Origin of the sequence: Streptomyces sp. NPDC005808, from assembly GCF_042871385.1 — a bacterium.
GTDB lineage: Bacteria > Actinomycetota > Actinomycetes > Streptomycetales > Streptomycetaceae > Streptomyces.
In genome coordinates this window covers 64,726-80,695 of the sequence record NZ_JBIAIK010000024.1, presented here as the reverse complement: position 1 = coordinate 80,695, position 15,970 = coordinate 64,726, and the positions used below count along the sequence as shown (strand labels likewise).

The 15,970-nt window shown below is 67.4% G+C and carries 14 protein-coding genes, 1 rRNA gene and 1 riboswitch; of the genes, 12 read left to right on the top strand and 3 right to left on the bottom strand.

Annotation, left to right across the window (positions count from 1 at the left end; all coding sequences use genetic code 11):
- The 11 genes from rrf to ACFYPC_RS34960 all read left to right on the top strand — a co-directional run.
- A 5S ribosomal RNA gene (rrf, locus tag ACFYPC_RS35010) occupies window positions 1–92 on the top strand; the annotation flags it as partial.
- Between the two features lie 150 nt (window positions 93–242).
- The gene (locus ACFYPC_RS35005; protein ID WP_266824528.1) at window positions 243–851 is read left to right on the top strand and encodes a CDP-alcohol phosphatidyltransferase family protein; all 609 of its coding nucleotides are present in this window, start codon (window positions 243–245) and stop codon (window positions 849–851) included.
- Window positions 852–964: 113 nt separating this feature from the next.
- Window positions 965–3,460, top strand: coding sequence for a sugar phosphate nucleotidyltransferase (locus tag ACFYPC_RS35000; protein ID WP_391891289.1), 2,496 nt, complete (start codon window positions 965–967; stop codon window positions 3,458–3,460).
- Between the two features lie 98 nt (window positions 3,461–3,558).
- Window positions 3,559–4,464, top strand: coding sequence for a DUF881 domain-containing protein (locus tag ACFYPC_RS34995; protein ID WP_391891287.1), 906 nt, complete (start codon window positions 3,559–3,561; stop codon window positions 4,462–4,464).
- Window positions 4,461–4,793 (top strand): small basic family protein, encoded by a 333-nt coding sequence (locus ACFYPC_RS34990; protein ID WP_003988855.1) that lies wholly within the window; start codon window positions 4,461–4,463, stop codon window positions 4,791–4,793. Before ACFYPC_RS34995 ends, ACFYPC_RS34990 begins: the two co-directional genes overlap by 4 nt.
- A gap of 5 nt (window positions 4,794–4,798) precedes the next feature.
- Window positions 4,799–5,671 (top strand): DUF881 domain-containing protein, encoded by an 873-nt coding sequence (locus ACFYPC_RS34985; protein ID WP_391891285.1) that lies wholly within the window; start codon window positions 4,799–4,801, stop codon window positions 5,669–5,671.
- A gap of 61 nt (window positions 5,672–5,732) precedes the next feature.
- Window positions 5,733–6,710, top strand: coding sequence for an FHA domain-containing protein (locus tag ACFYPC_RS34980; protein ID WP_391891283.1), 978 nt, complete (start codon window positions 5,733–5,735; stop codon window positions 6,708–6,710).
- A 42-nt stretch (window positions 6,711–6,752) separates the two neighbouring features.
- Window positions 6,753–7,496, top strand: a complete 744-nt coding sequence (locus tag ACFYPC_RS34975) for a MerR family transcriptional regulator (protein WP_391891281.1) — start codon at window positions 6,753–6,755, stop codon at window positions 7,494–7,496.
- 85 nt (window positions 7,497–7,581) lie between these two features.
- The gene (locus ACFYPC_RS34970; RefSeq protein ID WP_006123076.1) at window positions 7,582–8,055 is read left to right on the top strand and encodes a bifunctional nuclease family protein; all 474 of its coding nucleotides are present in this window, start codon (window positions 7,582–7,584) and stop codon (window positions 8,053–8,055) included.
- 217 nt (window positions 8,056–8,272) lie between these two features.
- Complete coding sequence (locus ACFYPC_RS34965; RefSeq protein WP_391891279.1) at window positions 8,273–8,908, top strand: MerR family transcriptional regulator; 636 nt, start codon at window positions 8,273–8,275, stop codon at window positions 8,906–8,908.
- 78 nt (window positions 8,909–8,986) lie between these two features.
- The gene (locus ACFYPC_RS34960; protein ID WP_391891277.1) at window positions 8,987–10,357 is read left to right on the top strand and encodes a DNA polymerase IV; all 1,371 of its coding nucleotides are present in this window, start codon (window positions 8,987–8,989) and stop codon (window positions 10,355–10,357) included.
- Between the two features lie 78 nt (window positions 10,358–10,435).
- Here the strand turns inward: ACFYPC_RS34960 and ACFYPC_RS34955 are convergent, their stop codons facing one another.
- Window positions 10,436–10,807, bottom strand: coding sequence for a PRC-barrel domain-containing protein (locus tag ACFYPC_RS34955; protein WP_391891296.1), 372 nt, complete (start codon window positions 10,805–10,807; stop codon window positions 10,436–10,438).
- Window positions 10,808–10,922: 115 nt separating this feature from the next.
- A riboswitch (glycine riboswitch) is annotated at window positions 10,923–11,018 on the top strand.
- 181 nt (window positions 11,019–11,199) lie between these two features.
- On the opposite strand from ACFYPC_RS34955, the gene gcvP reads away from it, so the two are divergent.
- The gene (gcvP, locus tag ACFYPC_RS34950) at window positions 11,200–14,085 is read left to right on the top strand and encodes an aminomethyl-transferring glycine dehydrogenase (protein WP_391891275.1); all 2,886 of its coding nucleotides are present in this window, start codon (window positions 11,200–11,202) and stop codon (window positions 14,083–14,085) included.
- 237 nt (window positions 14,086–14,322) lie between these two features.
- Here the strand turns inward: gcvP and ACFYPC_RS34945 are convergent, their stop codons facing one another.
- Window positions 14,323–14,529, bottom strand: a complete 207-nt coding sequence (locus ACFYPC_RS34945) for a DUF5999 family protein (RefSeq protein WP_391891273.1) — start codon at window positions 14,527–14,529, stop codon at window positions 14,323–14,325.
- A 361-nt stretch (window positions 14,530–14,890) separates the two neighbouring features.
- Entirely contained in the window at window positions 14,891–15,475 is a 585-nt protein-coding gene (locus ACFYPC_RS34940) for a hypothetical protein (protein WP_391891271.1), read from the bottom strand.
- Window positions 15,476–15,970 lie beyond the last annotated feature (495 nt).

The following is a 15,970-nucleotide window of genomic DNA, read 5'->3' as shown; positions in this document are numbered from 1 at the left end:
CGCCCGGTTACATTCCGAACCCGGAAGCTAAGCCTTACAGCGCCGATGGTACTGCAGGGGGGACCCTGTGGGAGAGTAGGACGCCGCCGAACTATCTTTAGAGCTCCGGCTCTTGGACTTATCGTCCAAGAGCCGGAGCTTTTTTGTTTTCAGGTGGCGCCCCCACCCCTCCGCACAACAGCGTCAGTGCTGCGGGTAGGGTCAGGGGGCATCGTTGGCTCGTTTCCCACAGGAGGCCCCGGGTGGAGGTCCAGGAGACCCGCGTCCAGACAGACCGGGTCCTCACCATCCCGAACATCCTCAGCATGGCGCGCCTCGTCGGCGTACCCGTCTTCCTGTGGCTGATCCTCTGGCCTGAGTTCGGTGGCCCGAAGAGTGACGGATGGGCACTGCTGGTGCTCATGCTGAGCGGTATCAGCGACTATCTGGACGGGAAGCTTGCCCGTCGCTGGAACCAGATCAGCAGCCTTGGCCGGCTGCTCGATCCTGCGGCTGACCGGCTCTACATTCTGTCCACGCTCGTGGGCCTCACCTGGCGGGAGATTCTCCCGCTCTGGTTGACCGCTGTCCTCCTGGCGCGCGAGCTGGTCCTGTTGGTGATGGTGGGGATCCTCAGGCGTCACGGCTATCCGCCGCCGCAGGTGAACTTCCTGGGGAAGGCGGCGACCTTCAACTTGATGTACGCCTTCCCGTTGTTGCTGCTCAGCGACGCAAGCGGGTGGATCGCGTCACTAGGTGCTATTTTCGGATGGGCGTTCGCCGGATGGGGTACAACCCTGTACTGGTGGGCAGGAGTCCTCTATGTGGTTCAGGTCCGCCGCCTTGTCAGGGCGGACGCCACGACCGATTGAGCTCGCCCATTGCGTGGCTGTAGTGGCTCGATGGCCCGCTGACGAGAAGTGCGGGACAATTGGACGGGTGAAGTCGGCTAGACCGTCGTCTCTTCAAGGAGGACGCTTCCGACATGAAGGCCGTCGTGATGGCCGGAGGCGAAGGCACACGCCTTCGTCCCATGACCTCAAGCATGCCCAAGCCGCTCCTGCCTGTGGCCAACCGCCCGATCATGGAGCATGTGCTACGGCTGCTCAAAAGGCATGGGCTCAATGAGACCGTCGTAACTGTTCAGTTCTTGGCCTCGCTCGTCAAGAACTACTTCGGTGACGGCGAGGAGCTCGGTATGGAGCTCACCTATGCCAATGAGGAGAAGCCACTCGGTACCGCCGGGAGTGTCAAGAACGCCGAGGCAGCGTTGAAGGACGACACCTTCCTCGTGATCTCCGGCGATGCCCTGACCGACTTCGACCTCACCGATCTCATCAATTTCCACAAGGAGAAGGGCGCGCTGGTCACCGTCTGTTTGACCCGCGTACCGAATCCCCTTGAATTCGGCATCACCATCGTCGACGAAGAGGGCAAGGTCGAGCGCTTCCTGGAGAAGCCGACCTGGGGCCAAGTTTTCTCCGACACGGTGAACACCGGCATCTACGTCATGGAACCCGAGGTCTTCGACTACGTCGAGGCCGATGTCTCCGTCGACTGGTCCGGCGATGTCTTTCCCCAACTGATGAAGGAAGGCAAGCCCGTCTACGGCTATATCGCCGAGGGTTACTGGGAGGACGTCGGCACGCACGAGAGCTATGTGAAGGCGCAGGCCGACGTGCTGGAAGGCAAGGTCGACGTCGAGATCGACGGCTTCGAGATCTCGCCGGGCGTATGGGTCGCTGAGGGCGCCGAGGTGAGTCCCGATGCCGTGCTGCGAGGACCGCTCTACATCGGGGACTACGCCAAAGTAGAGGCGGACGTCGAAATCCGTGAGCACACCGTCATCGGTTCCAACGTCGTCGTCAAGACGGGCGCCTTCTTGCACAGGGCCGTCGTGCACGACAACGTGTACATCGGGCAGCACAGCAATCTGCGTGGCTGCGTGATCGGTAAGAACACTGACATCATGAGGGCCGCCCGGATCGAGGACGGCGCCGTTATCGGCGATGAATGTCTCGTCGGTGAAGAATCGATCATTCAGGGAAACGTTCGCGTCTACCCATTCAAGACCATCGAGGCCGGCGCCTTCGTCAACACGTCGGTGATCTGGGAGTCGCGGGGCCAGGCGCATCTCTTCGGCGCGCGCGGCGTGTCCGGGATTCTGAATGTGGAGATCACCCCGGAACTCGCCGTGCGGCTCGCGGGAGCGTACGCGACGACACTCAAGAAGGGCTCCACGGTCACCACGGCGCGCGATCACTCCAGAGGTGCGCGAGCGCTGAAGCGGGCGGTCATCTCGGCGCTGCAGGCCAGCGCCATCGACGTACGTGACTTGGAGAACGTACCGCTGCCGGTGGCTCGGCAGCAGACGGCCAGGGGCAGTGCGGGCGGGATCATGATCCGTACGACGCCCGGTGTGCCGGACTCCGTCGACATCATGTTCTTCGACGGGCAGGGTGCGGATCTGTCGCAGGCGAGTCAGCGGAAGCTGGACCGCGTGTTCGCGCGGCAGGAGTATCGGCGTGCGTTCCCCGGTGAGATCGGGGACCTGCACTTCCCGGCCAGTGTTTTCGACTCGTACACAGGGTCGTTGCTGCGGAATGTTGACACGACGGGGATCGCCGAGTCCGGGCTCAAAGTCGTTGTGGACGCCTCGAACGGGAGCGCGGGACTCGTGCTGCCCAGCCTGCTCGGCAAGCTCGGGGTCGACTCGCTTGTCATCAATCCCGGTCTCGACGAGTCCAGGCCGACGGAGACGGCGGATGCGCGGCGGTCCGGGCTCGTGCGGCTCGGTGAGATCGTGGCGTCCGCGCGGGCCGCGTTCGGAGTGCGATTCGACCCGGTCGGTGAGCGGCTTTCGCTTGTCGACGAGAAGGGGCGGATCGTCGAGGACGACCGGGCACTCCTTGTCATGCTCGACCTGGTGGCCGCTGAGCGGCGCAGTGGGCGGGTGGCGCTTCCGGTGACCACCACGCGGATCGCCGAGCAGGTGGCGGCGTACCACGGGACGCAGGTGGACTGGACGACGACCTCGCCGGATGATCTGACGCGGGTCGGACGTGAGGACTCGACGATCTTCGGTGGCGACGGGCGCGGTGGTTTCATCATCCCGGAGTTCAGCGGTGTCTTCGACGGCGCGGCAGCGTTCGTACGCCTCATCGGGCTGGTGGCGCGGACGCAGCTCACGCTGAGCCAGATCGACGCGCGGATTCCGCGGGCGCATGTCCTCAAGCGCGATCTCGCTACTCCCTGGGCCGTCAAGGGACTCGTCATGCGGCGGCTCGTGGAGGAGGCCGGTGACCGGTTCGTGGACACGACCGATGGCGTACGGGTCGTGGAGACGGACGGGCGCTGGGTGATGGTGCTCCCGGATCCCGCCGAGGCGGTGACGCATCTGTGGGCCGAAGGGCCCGACGATTCCTCCGCGGAGGCCCTGCTCGACGAGTGGTCGGCGGTCGTCGACAGCGCCGGCCGCTGAAGCCCCTAGCACGCGCGCGTGCCGGACAGGTGCCCACAAGGGGGCCTGTCCGGCACGTTGGTGGGGCCGTTCGGAGGTAGCGCCCACGACGTGCGACGATGTGCGGCATGCCGCAGCAGCCCCCCGTTCGGAGCAGTCTTACGCGCCCCGCGCGCCCGGACGCCTCCATGTCGCTGCTCACCAATGTGATGGACCACAGCCTTGACGACGGATACGCCGAAGCGGCTGTCCGGAAGCAGGCCGAGGGCGCCGGCGGCATGCCGAAGACGGTGCGGGCGAAGCTCGGTCTGGCGGCCGGGCTCGTGCTCGCGGGCCTGGTGGTGACACTCGGAGCGGCGAACGCGCGGATCGCGGCCCCTGCCATCGCCAAAGAGCGTCAGGAGCTCATCGACCGTATCGAGCGTGAGACCAACGCCGCCGACGAGCTCGAAGACAATGTCGACACTCTGCGCGCCGATGTGAGTGCGCGGCAGCGTGCCGCGCTGAGTGCCGACGGGGGCAGCGAGCAGGCTGACCTGGTGGGTATTTTGTCGGGTGCCACCGAGGTGCACGGCCCGGGCGTGAAACTCGTCGTCGACGATGCCGAGGAAGCAAGTCAGGACGGCGACGGTGATCCGCGGGAGACCTCAGGGTTCTCCGACACCGGTCGCGTGCGCGACCGCGACATGCAGAGGGTCGTGAACGGACTGTGGGAGTCGGGGGCCGAGGCCATCTCGATCAACGGCCAGCGGCTGACGGCGCTGTCGGCGATCCGGGCCGCGGGTGACGCGATACTGGTCGACAACAGGCCGTTGGTGCCCCCGTACACGGTGCTCGCGGTGGGGGACGGCCAGCGGCTCAGCACGAGGTTCCAGAACAGTCCCGACGGGCTGTATCTGCATGCCCTCCAGGAGAACTACGGCATCCGGACCGGCATTTCCGTCGAGGACGACGTCCGTTTGCCGGCCGCACCGAGTGTGATCGTACGTACAGCACAGCCGAGCACAGAGAAGGGCACATCGTGATCGCCGTACTGGGCCTCGTCGTGGGAGTCGTGGCTGGATTGTTGGTCCGGCCCGAGGTTCCGGCAGTCGTCGAGCCTTATCTCCCGATCGCCGTCGTCGCGGCGCTCGACGCCGTGTTCGGGGGCCTGCGCGCGATGCTCGACGGCATCTTCGACGACAAGGTCTTCGTGGTGTCGTTCCTGTCCAATGTGGTCGTGGCCGCGCTGATCGTCTTCCTGGGCGACAAATTGGGTGTGGGCGCCCAGCTCTCCACCGGTGTCGTGGTCGTCCTCGGTATCCGCATCTTCTCCAACGCCGCGGCGATCCGTCGTCACGTGTTCAGGGCGTGAGGCCGATGAGCAACGACGACGAGGCATCGACGGCCTCCGGCGCCCCGGAGAATCGTCTGCGCAAGGAACTCCCCGAAGAGATTCAGGCCGCGGCTCCCGCGTCACCGGAGCCGGAGCGAGAGTCGGAGAAACGGGAAGAGGTCGCCGCCGAGCCGACGCTGACCGGCCGTCAGCGACTGGTTCAGGGGCTGTGGCCGCCGCGTGCGTCCCGCGCGCAACTCATCGTCGCGCTCCTGCTGTTCGGCCTTGGCTTCGGTCTGGCTGTCCAAGTGGCGTCCAACAGCGACAGCGGCAGTGCCCTGCGCGGCGCACGTCAGGAAGATCTCGTACGCATCCTCGATGAACTGGACAGCCGTACACAGCGTCTTGAAGACGAGAAGCAGGGTCTCGAAGATCAGCGCACCGAGCTGGAGAACAGTTCGGACCAGGCCGAGGAGGCGCGCAAGCAGACTGTCGAGAGGGAGAAGCAACTCGGCATTCTGGCGGGCACGGTGGCCGCGCAGGGGCCCGGCATCACTCTGACGATCAACGACACCAAGGGGACGGTCGAGGCGGACATGCTGCTCGACGCCATCCAGGAGCTCCGCGCGGCCGGTGCGGAGGCGATCCAGGTGAACGGTGTACGGGTCGTCGCCAGCACCTATCTGACGGATTCCGACAAGGGCGTGAGCGTGGACGGGAACAAGATCACCCAGCCCTACCGTTTCAAGGTCATCGGCAAGTCGCAGGATCTGGAGCCGGCGCTCAACATCCCCGGAGGGGTGGTGCAGACACTGGAGAAGGAGCAGGCCATCGTTGCGGTGGAGCCTTCGACGAAGATCGTCGTGGACGCCTTGCGACCGGCGAAGCAGCCTGACTACGCTCGGTCGTCCGAGTGAAGCGGGGCTGCATGAGGGGCCCCGGGTCAGGGCATGAGGTTGCGGGGGGTCGGCGCACCGAATGGGTGGTGCGTGGTGGAAACTGTCAGGTGGATACGGACGTTGTGAGGATGTCCGGGTCGACCGGTGTGTTCAATCAGGGTTCGTCCTGCCCCACGGGCGGGTCTGTTTCGGTCAAGGGGAATCGCCCGTGAAGTTGTTTGCGAAGTTGTTCGGCAAGAGCGCACGAGGAGAGGGCGGCGACAATGCCACTGCCCGTCACCGTGCACCACGCCATGGAGATGCCGAGGATCAGGGTGGCGAGCGCCCGTTGTTCCGGGACGAGGTCGGTGGTCCGGGCAGCGACATTTCCGGTGGTCAGGGCGCGCCGTCTGTTGACCCTGCCCAGTCCGGCCGCATAGGTTTCGGGGACCCGTCAGCCTCAAGTGCGGGTGGAGGGTTTGCCGCCGACCCGTACGCTTCCCATGCCCCTGGAGGGCAGCCGCGGCAGGAGGATCCGTCCATGTCGGCCCTGGTGTGTACGAGGTGCGGTAACCGCAACGCGGAAAACAGCCGTTTCTGCTCCAACTGCGGTGCGCCGCTGCGGGGCGGGGTGACCGCGGAGCGTCCGTCCGAGACGACGTCCACGATCTCCATTTCGGGCCTTGAGGCCTACGACGCCGAGGTGACGGGTCAGACGCTCTCGCCGGCGCTCTCTCCGGAGGCCCAGGCGGCTGTCGACGCGCTGCCGCTCGGCTCGGCGCTCCTGGTGGTGCGGCGCGGCCCGAACTCGGGCAGCCGTTTCCTGCTGGACGGCGAGCTGACCACGGCCGGGCGTCACCCGCAGAGCGACATCTTCCTGGACGACGTGACCGTGTCGCGCCGCCATGTGGAGTTCCGTCGCGTCGCCGACGGCTCGTTCACGGTGGCGGACGTCGGCAGCCTCAACGGCACCTACGTCAACAGGGAGCGGATCGACTCGGTCTCCCTGTCGAACGGCGACGAGGTACAGATCGGCAAGTACCGGCTGGTCTTCTACGCGAGCCAGCGGGGCATCTGACCCTCCCCCGGGCTCCGTCCGGGGGGACCCTCAGGAAGGTCCATGCTTCGATCACCGAGCGGCGGTGCCGGCCACGGTACCGCCGCCACGGACAGCGGACTGATGAGCATCGGCGCGGTGCTCAACGTGCTGCGCGACGAGTTCCCCGAAGTCACGATCTCCAAGATCAGGTTTCTGGAGTCGGAGGGTCTCATCGAGCCGCAGCGGACCCCGTCGGGGTATCGCAAGTTCAGCACCAACGACGTCGAGCGCCTCGGCCACGTCCTGAGGATGCAGCGGGACCACTATCTGCCGCTGAAGGTCATCCGGGAGTATCTGGACGCCCTGGAACGCGGTGAGCCGGTGCGGCTGCCGACCGTGGGGCGCCAGCGCGACTCGGGCGAGGGCGAGCTGCTCTCCGACCCCGACACCCCCACGGCAGCCCGCGTCGGCCGTGCCGAGCTGCTGGCCGCCGCCGAGATCGGCGAGCTGGAGCTCGAGGAGTGGGAGTCGTACGGCCTCATCGTGCCCCTCCCGGACGGGGCGTACGACGCAGAGGCGGTGACTGTCGCCGCGCTCGTCGTCGAGCTGGGCCGGTTCGGGATCGAGCCGCGGCACCTGCGCGCGATGAAGGCCGCGGCCGAGCGTGACGCGGGTCTGGTCGATCAGGTGGTGGCCCCGCTGCGAAGGCACCGCAATCCGCAGACGAGGGCGCACGCGGAGGCCCGTACGAAGGAGCTGGCGGGGCTCACGGTGAAGCTGCACGCGGCGCTGGTGCAGACTGCGCTCGGTGTCCGGCTGCCTTGACGCGGGGCGCTCGGTGCGGCTCGGATCGCCCACCCGTTCCGTGCCCGACTACCCAAACGTCCCGGGCACGGCCTAGGGTTGCTGTGTGAACGAGCTCGATGTCGTAGGTGTCCGGGTCGAAATGCCCTCCAACCAACCGATCGTGCTTCTGCGTGAAGTGGGAGGCGATCGTTACCTCCCCATCTGGATCGGACCGGGGGAGGCGACGGCGATCGCCTTCGCCCAGCAGGGCATGGCCCCGGCGCGACCGCTGACCCACGACCTGTTCAAGGACGTGCTGGAAGCCGTCGGCCAGGAGCTCACCGAAGTACGCATCACCGACCTGCGTGAGGGCGTCTTCTATGCGGAGCTGGTGTTCGCCAGCGGGGTCGAGGTGAGTGCCAGGCCTTCCGACGCCATAGCGCTGGCTCTGCGCACCGGGACGCCGATCTACGGCAGCGACGGTGTGCTGGACGACGCCGGTATCGCGATCCCGGACGAGCAGGAGGACGAAGTGGAGAAGTTCCGCGAGTTCCTCGACCAGATCTCGCCCGAGGACTTCGGCACCAACAGCCAATGAGGACACGGGCCTCGGAGAGCTCCGGGTGGCAATTGCCGGCGGCCAGTGTGGTGCGCCGCGGCTCGCTCAGAGAGCATTCGGCTAGCCTTTCCCCGCGGTGGGGCACGGGAAACCACTCCTAGGGTGATTATCACTCGGCGTGCCGAGTGTGGCGATCGTTGACGCACCCCTGGTGACTGCCTACCGTCGAGAAGGCAGGTCAAGGACGGAGGTCGGCGTGAGAAGCAGCGGCGACGGTACGGCTGGGGGTGCTCCCGGACGCGGTCTGGGGGAGAGCGGCCCGTACCCGCTTCATGGCAACGCGGCCGATCACGTTCCGCGGCGGCCGACAGCAGTGACCGGTGAAGGTGAGGCGGTTTCCGAGGAGATCGGCTACCGCGGTCCCACGGCGTGCGCTGCCGCGGGCATCACCTACCGGCAACTGGACTACTGGGCGAGGACGGGACTGGTCGAGCCGAGTGTGCGGCCGGCCTACGGGTCGGGGACGCAGCGGCTGTACAGCTTCAGGGACGTGGTCGTCCTGAAGATCGTCAAGCGGTTCCTCGACACCGGGGTGTCGTTGCAGAACATCCGCACGACGGTCCAGCACCTCAGGGAGCGCGGTTTCCGGGATCTGGAGCGGATGACGCTGATGAGCGACGGCGCGACGGTCTACGAGTGCACGTCCCCCGACGAGGTCCACGCGCTGCTCCAGGGCGGCCAGGGGGTCTTCGGGATCGCCGTCGGCGTGGTGTGGCGGGATGTCGAGAGCGCGCTCTCGCAGCTGCACGGTGAGCGCGTGGACACCGGCGAGACGCTCGTGAGGAACAACCCCGCCGACGAGCTGGCGCGAAGGCGTAATCGCGCGGTCTGAGGAACTCGGGAACGGAAGAGGCTGATGGTGCCCCGGCTTGCCGGGGCATTGTCAGTGGCGTAAGGCAGCATCGGAGATGTGAGAACCGCGCCCACGATCCTGCATCTCGACATGGATGCCTTCTTCGCCTCGGCGGAGCAGGCATCCAAGCCGAGCCTGCGCGGGAAAGCGGTCGTCGTGGGCGGGCTCGGACCACGTGGAGTCGTCGCCACCTGCTCGTACGAGGCGCGGGTCTTCGGGGTGCACTCGGCGATGCCCATGGCCCAGGCACGCCGGCTCGCGCCGAACGCCGCGTATCTCGTGCCGCGCTTCGGGATCTATCGGGAGGTCAGCGAGCAGGTGATGGGGCTGTTGCGGGCCCTGTCGCCGCTGGTGGAGCCGCTGAGCCTGGACGAGGCGTTCGTCGATCTGGAGGCAGGGGGAGCGGCCTGGGACGGGGTGTCGGCGCGGCTTACCGGGGAGAAGCTGCGCGCGGACATCCGGGCTGTCACGGGGCTCACCGGATCGGTGGGGCTCGCGGCGTCCAAGATGCTCGCGAAGATCGCCTCGGAGCAGGCCAAGCCCGACGGTCTGGTGCTGATAGAGCCGGGGACCGAGCGTGCGCTGCTGGGGCCCATGTCGGTGCGGACGCTGCCGGGCGTGGGGCCGGCGACGGGTGATCATCTGCGGCGGGCCGGCATCACCACCGTCGAGGAACTTGCCGAGGCCGGCGAGGACGAGCTCGTACGGCTGCTGGGGAAGTCCCACGGGCACGCGCTGTACGCGATGGCGCTGGCGCACGACGACCGGCCCGTGGTCGCCGAGCGGGAGACCAAGTCGGTCTCCGTCGAGGACACGTACGACGTGGACATCCATGACCGGGTGCGGGTCGGTCTGGAGGTACAGCGGCTCGCCGACCGGTGTGTGAGGCGGTTGCGTGATGCCGGGCTGTCGGGGCGCACCATCGTCCTGAAGGTGCGCAGGTACGACTTCTCCACCCTGACCCGGTCCGAGACGCTACGGGGGCCCACGGACGACCTCGGGGTGGTGCGGGAGGCGGCCGCGCGGCTTCTTGAGTCGGTGGACACGACCGGTGGCGTACGGCTGCTCGGCGTGGGTGTCTCAGGGCTGGCGGACTACACGCAGGAGGACCTGTTCGCGCAGGCGCAGGCCGCCGCGGGGGAGCTTGCGGCGCAGGAGCACATCGAGGAGGAGGTGGCGGAAGGGTCCGCCGAGGAGCCAGTGCCGCCGGCCGAGCGGCGATGGCCCGCGGGGCACGATGTGCGGCACGCCGAGCTCGGGCACGGGTGGGTGCAGGGCAGCGGGCTCGGGCGGGTCACCGTTCGGTTCGAGACGCCGTACTCCGGGCCCGGGCGGGTACGGACGTTCCGGACCGACGATCCGGAGCTGGAGCCGGCGGAGCCGTTGCCCTTGGTGGCCCAGACCGTTGGTCATCCCCGTGAGGGTTGAGCTGCGGGCCTCACTGCGGACGGGGGTGTAGTTCCCGCGTGGCTGGGTGGCAGTCGCGCGATGCCTTTTGGCGCGGCTTCAGGCTTCGTCAGGGCCCGCCAGGCGGCCGAAGTCGCGATCCGGTGAGGGAGGCGGGGATGTCAGGTCGAGGCCGTAGTGGTGGTAGAGCTGGAGTTCCTGTTCGGGGGAGAGGTGGCGGCCGACGCCGAAGTCGGGCGCGTCCTTGATCAGCGCTCGCTCGAAGGGGATGCGCAGAGTGCCTTCGACGAGTTCGCTGGGTTCCAGGGGCACGAAGGCGTCCCTGCTGAACAGTCCCGTGCGTATGGCTGCCCACTCCGGGATCCCGGTCGCGTCGTCGAGGTAGACCTCGTCGATCGTGCCGATCTTGGCTCCGTTGCGGTCGAATGCCTTGCGGCCGATCAAGTTGCGCGGATCGATGTCGGTCTGCACGGTGCCCTCCGATTGGTCGCAACTCATCCGTAAGCACTACAAAAGAGCAGATTCAGGCAGGTGGCCACTCGAAGGCTCGGGTGTTGTCCGCGCTGGTAGGCTGGCAAACGGCTGCTGACCCTGTGCGGGAGAGTCCTCCGGACACCATCGGAGGCGCCGAAGGAGCAAATCCTCCCCGGAATCTCTCAGGCCCACGTACCGCACGGACGAGGTCACTCTGGAAAGCAGAGCGGGTGCCGATGGGCGCTCGCTCTCACCGACGGTGAAAATCGGGTCGCAGCGGGCGGGCGGTCCGGTGAAGCTCTCAGGTTGAGATGACAGAGGGGGAGGCCGTCGGGGTACCCGTGCCGGGGTGCCCCTCGAAGGTCGCGTCAGACCAGGAGGCCTCCGCAATGACCGCCCCTCGCATTCCACTCTCCGAGCTCGAACAGGGAATCCCCTTCGAGCAGCGCCACATCGGGCCCGACAACGAAGCCCGGGCCAAGATGCTCGCGCAGGTCGGATACGGCTCGCTCGACGAGCTCACCGCCATCGCGGTGCCGGACGTGATCAAGAACGCCGGGGCGCTGGAGCTGCCGGGCGCGCGCACCGAGGCCGAGGTGCTGGCCGAGCTGCGCACCCTCGCGGACCGTAACCAGGTGCTCGACTCGATGATCGGGCTCGGCTACTACGGGACCTTCACTCCGCCGGTGATCCTTCGGAACGTCATGGAGAGCCCGGCCTGGTACACGGCGTACACGCCGTATCAGCCGGAGATCTCGCAGGGCCGCCTCGAAGCGCTGCTGAACTTCCAGACCGTCGTCGCCGAACTGACCGGGCTACCGACGTCCGGTGCCTCGCTGCTCGACGAGAGCACCGCGGCCGCCGAGGCGATGGCGCTGTCCCGGCGCATGGGCAAGAACAAGAAGGGTCTCTTCCTGGTCGACGCGGACGCGCTGCCGCAGACCGTCGCCGTCATCCGGACCCGCGCCGAGCCGACCGGCGTCGAGGTCGTCGTCGCCGACCTGAGCGCGGGCATCCCCGCCGAGATCGCCGCGCGTGAGATCAACGGCGTGCTGATCCAGTACCCGGGCGCCTCCGGTGCCGTACGCGACATCAAGCCGCTTGTCGAGCAGGCTCACGAGCTGGGAGCGGTCGTCACCGTCGCCGCCGATCTGCTCGCGCTGACTTTGCTGACCTCGCCCGGTGAGCTGGACGCGGACATCGCGGTCGGTACGACGCAGCGGTTCGGGGTGCCGATGGCCTTCGGTGGTCCGCACGCCGGGTACATGGCGGTGCGCGAGAAGTTCGCACGCAGTCTGCCGGGTCGGCTGGTCGGGGTGTCCGTCGACGCGGACGGGCACAAGGCGTATCGCCTGGCCCTGCAGACACGGGAGCAGCACATCCGTCGGGAGAAGGCGACAAGCAACATCTGTACGGCTCAGGTGCTGCTCGCCGTGATGGCCGGCATGTACGCCGTCTATCACGGTCCCGAGGGGCTGAAGACGATCGCTCGGCGTACGCACCGGTACGCGACGATCCTCGCCGAGGGGCTGAAGGCGGGCGGAGTCGAGGTCGTCCACGGCGCCTACTTCGACACGCTGACCGTGCGCGTCCAGGGCCGGGCCGCCGAGATCGTGGCGGCCGCGCGTGACCAGGGGGTCAACCTGCACCTCGTCGACGCCGACCAGGTGTCGATCTCGTGCGACGAGACCACCACGCGCAGGCAACTGGCCGCCGTATGGACCGCGTTCGGTGTCGAGGGCGATGTCGAGGCGCTGGACTCGACCGCCGAGGACACTCTTCCGTCCGCGCTGCTGCGCACCGACGAGTACCTCGCGCACCCGGTGTTCCACCAGTACCGCTCCGAGACGGCGATGCTTCGCTACCTGCGCAAGCTGTCCGACCGTGACTACGCGCTGGACCGCGGCATGATCCCGCTGGGCTCCTGCACGATGAAGCTCAACGCGACGACGGAGATGGAGCCGGTCACCTGGCCCGAGTTCGGGCAGTTGCACCCCTTCGCGCCCGCCGAGCAGGCACAGGGTTACCTCACGCTCATCCACGAGCTGGAGGAGCGGCTCGCCGAGGTCACCGGTTACGACAAGGTGTCGCTGCAGCCCAACGCCGGTTCACAGGGCGAGCTGGCCGGTCTGCTCGCCGTACGCGGATACCACCGCGCGAACGGCGATGAGCAGCGCACCGTGTGCCTGATCCCGTCCTCCGCGCACGGCACGAACGCGGCGAGCGCCGTGATGGCCGGCATGAAGGTCGTCGTCGTGAAGACGGCGGACGACGGCGAGATCGACGTCGAGGATCTGCGGGCCAAGATCGAGCAGCACCGCGACGAGCTGTCCGTGCTGATGATCACGTACCCCTCGACGCATGGCGTCTTCGAGGAGCATGTCGCCGACATCTGTGCCCAGGTGCACGAGGCCGGCGGCCAGGTGTATGTGGACGGTGCCAACCTCAACGCCCTTGTGGGACTTGCCAAGCCGGGGCACTTCGGCGGTGACGTCTCGCACCTCAACCTGCACAAGACGTTCTGCATCCCGCACGGCGGCGGCGGCCCCGGCGTCGGTCCGGTCGGAGTGCGCGCGCACCTGGCGCCGTATCTGCCCAACCACCCCTTGCAGCCGGCGGCCGGTCCCGCGACCGGTGTCGGCCCGATCTCGGCCGCTCCGTGGGGTTCCGCAGGCATCCTGCCGATCTCGTGGGCGTACGTCCGCCTCATGGGCGGCGAGGGGCTGAAGCGTGCCACGCAGGTGGCCGTGCTGTCCGCGAACTACATCGCCAAGCGCCTCGAACCGCACTACCCGGTGCTGTACACCGGTCCTGGCGGGCTCGTCGCGCACGAGTGCATCATCGACCTGCGACCGCTGACCAAGGCGACCGGTGTGAGCGTCGATGACATCGCCAAGCGCCTGATCGACTACGGGTTCCATGCGCCGACGATGTCGTTCCCGGTGGCCGGCACGCTGATGATCGAGCCGACCGAGTCGGAGGACCTGGTCGAGCTGGACCGCTTCTGCGAGGCGATGATCGCCATCCGTGCGGAGATCGAGAAGGTCGGCTCGGGCGATTGGGCGGTGGACGACAACCCCTTGCGCAACGCTCCGCACACGGCTGCCTCGCTCGGCGGGGAGTGGGAGCACGGCTACGGCCGCGAGGAGGCCGTCTTCCCGGCCGGTGTCTCGGTCGCGGACAAGTACTGGCCGCCGGTCCGCCGGATCGACCAGGCGTACGGCGACCGGAACCTCGTCTGCTCCTGCCCGCCGCTGGATGCCTACGAGGACTGATCTGCGTTCGGGACCTGGATGTCCATGAGGATTGATCAGCGCTGGGGACTTGGATGTCCACGAGGGTTGACCAGACCTGGGTACCTGGATGTCTACGAGGGTCGTTCAGCGCTGGGGACCTGGACGCCTACGGGGAGTAATCGCCGTCGGACACGCGTCGGGGCCGGTTCGGAGAATACGTCTCCGGTCCGGCCCCTCTATGTTCTGGGCGGTGCCGCAGCCACCCGCCTGTGCGGTTCAGGCCGCCGTCATCACGTACTCGCTGCCCAGCGGGCGGTGCGGGGCGATGATCTGGCCGTCCGGCAGGAGCTCACCTGTGTCCTCGAAGAGCAGAACGCCATTGCACAGCAGGCTCCATCCCTGCTCCGGGTGGTGCGCCACAAGGCGGGCGGACTCCCGGTCGGCGGATTCGGCTGTCGGGCACGGCGACTTGTGCTGGCACATTGGTGGGATCTTTCGCTGGGTTGAGAGGTCAGTGATGGCTGTGGTGTCTGTCCCGCGGCTCGATGTGGTCATGGCCGCCCCCCGTTGATGTGTGGTTTGGAACCCAGTGTTGCCCTACGGGCGTCAATCCGCAGGGATTTCGCGGCAGCGCTCCTCACAGGTTGATGACGCATCACCCGTGCGGGCGGTTCATTCCAACTGTGCAGTCTTTTCGGGTGGTTCGCGGTGGCCGAATAGGGCTAGCCCGGGTGGGCGCGGGGCGCTTTTTCCCTCGTACGAGCGGTGTGGGGCCCGAACGAGCGATGTGCCCCGCTGCCAAGAGGACGGCGGCGGGGCACGAATGTTGATGTGGTTGCTTGTGCTACGCGGGGGAACTGAGCAGAGGCGCGGGAGTGAGTCGGTGGGTGAGGACCGGCAGGAGCTCGGCTACGCGGTGCGGGCGGTGTGCCGCGATGCCGGGTGGGGCCGGTGCCAGCGGGACCAGGATGTCGGTGGCGGCGGGGTGGCCCGCGGCGCCGTCCGCGGTGGTGTCGCCGTGCAGCCAGAGCGTGAGCATGTACAGCTCCGGCACGGAGAGCAGACGTGCCTGGTAGGACTGTTTCATGATCTCGGCCTGGCGCAGCGCGCGTTCCGTGGCGGCGATGTACGGGCCCTCGAAGAAGCGTGAGAAGGCCCAGCCGTCGGGGGTCAGCATGGTGTCGGCTGCGGCGACCATGCGGTCGCCGCAGCGGATCAGGAAGCGCCACCCGGTGAGCCGGGTGGCGGACGTGCCCGCTGGTGCGATGCGGTCCAGGATGTGCACAGGGAGTGGGAGTTCGGGTGTGACGGGTCCCTGAGCCATGCGGAGGGACGGCGTACGCGCCTCCCGGACGGCGGTGGGGGAACCGAGTGCCGTGAGGACGGAGCGCAGGGCTGGCGCGGGAGCCGGGGGTAGGTGCAGCGGCATGATGGGTCGCCTCTCGTTCGACAGGCACGGTGGCGCGAGGGAGGGGGCGGACGGCGTTGTCAGCTCTCGGGGCCGAAGGGGCGAGGGATCTGGATCCGCCGACAATGTGTCGCCTGCCGCGTGGCACCTGGACAGCAGGACCTAGGACCGCGAGCGCCAACTCTCTGCCTCGTGCGCGAAGTTTATACGAGACGTGTTCGCGCGGTGTTTCGTCTAGTCGCCCCACACATGAAGAGCAAGACACTATTCGGTCGTCGAAACGAGAGGTTTATCCTGGTTCTGCGGGAAAGCGTGGCGATGACCTCGGAATACTTCGGCGGAGCGGTCGGCCGATTCTCATCGGCGTTTTTCACGAGATCGCGTCCGAACGAAACCCGGGCACTGGTTCATGCCTGCTGAATGTGCCTGTGGGTACTCGAGACCAGAGTAGCGGGCAGCGGGTGCCCACAGGACGTTATCGATCGCGTTGCCTGGGCATTATCCCCGGTGACCCGG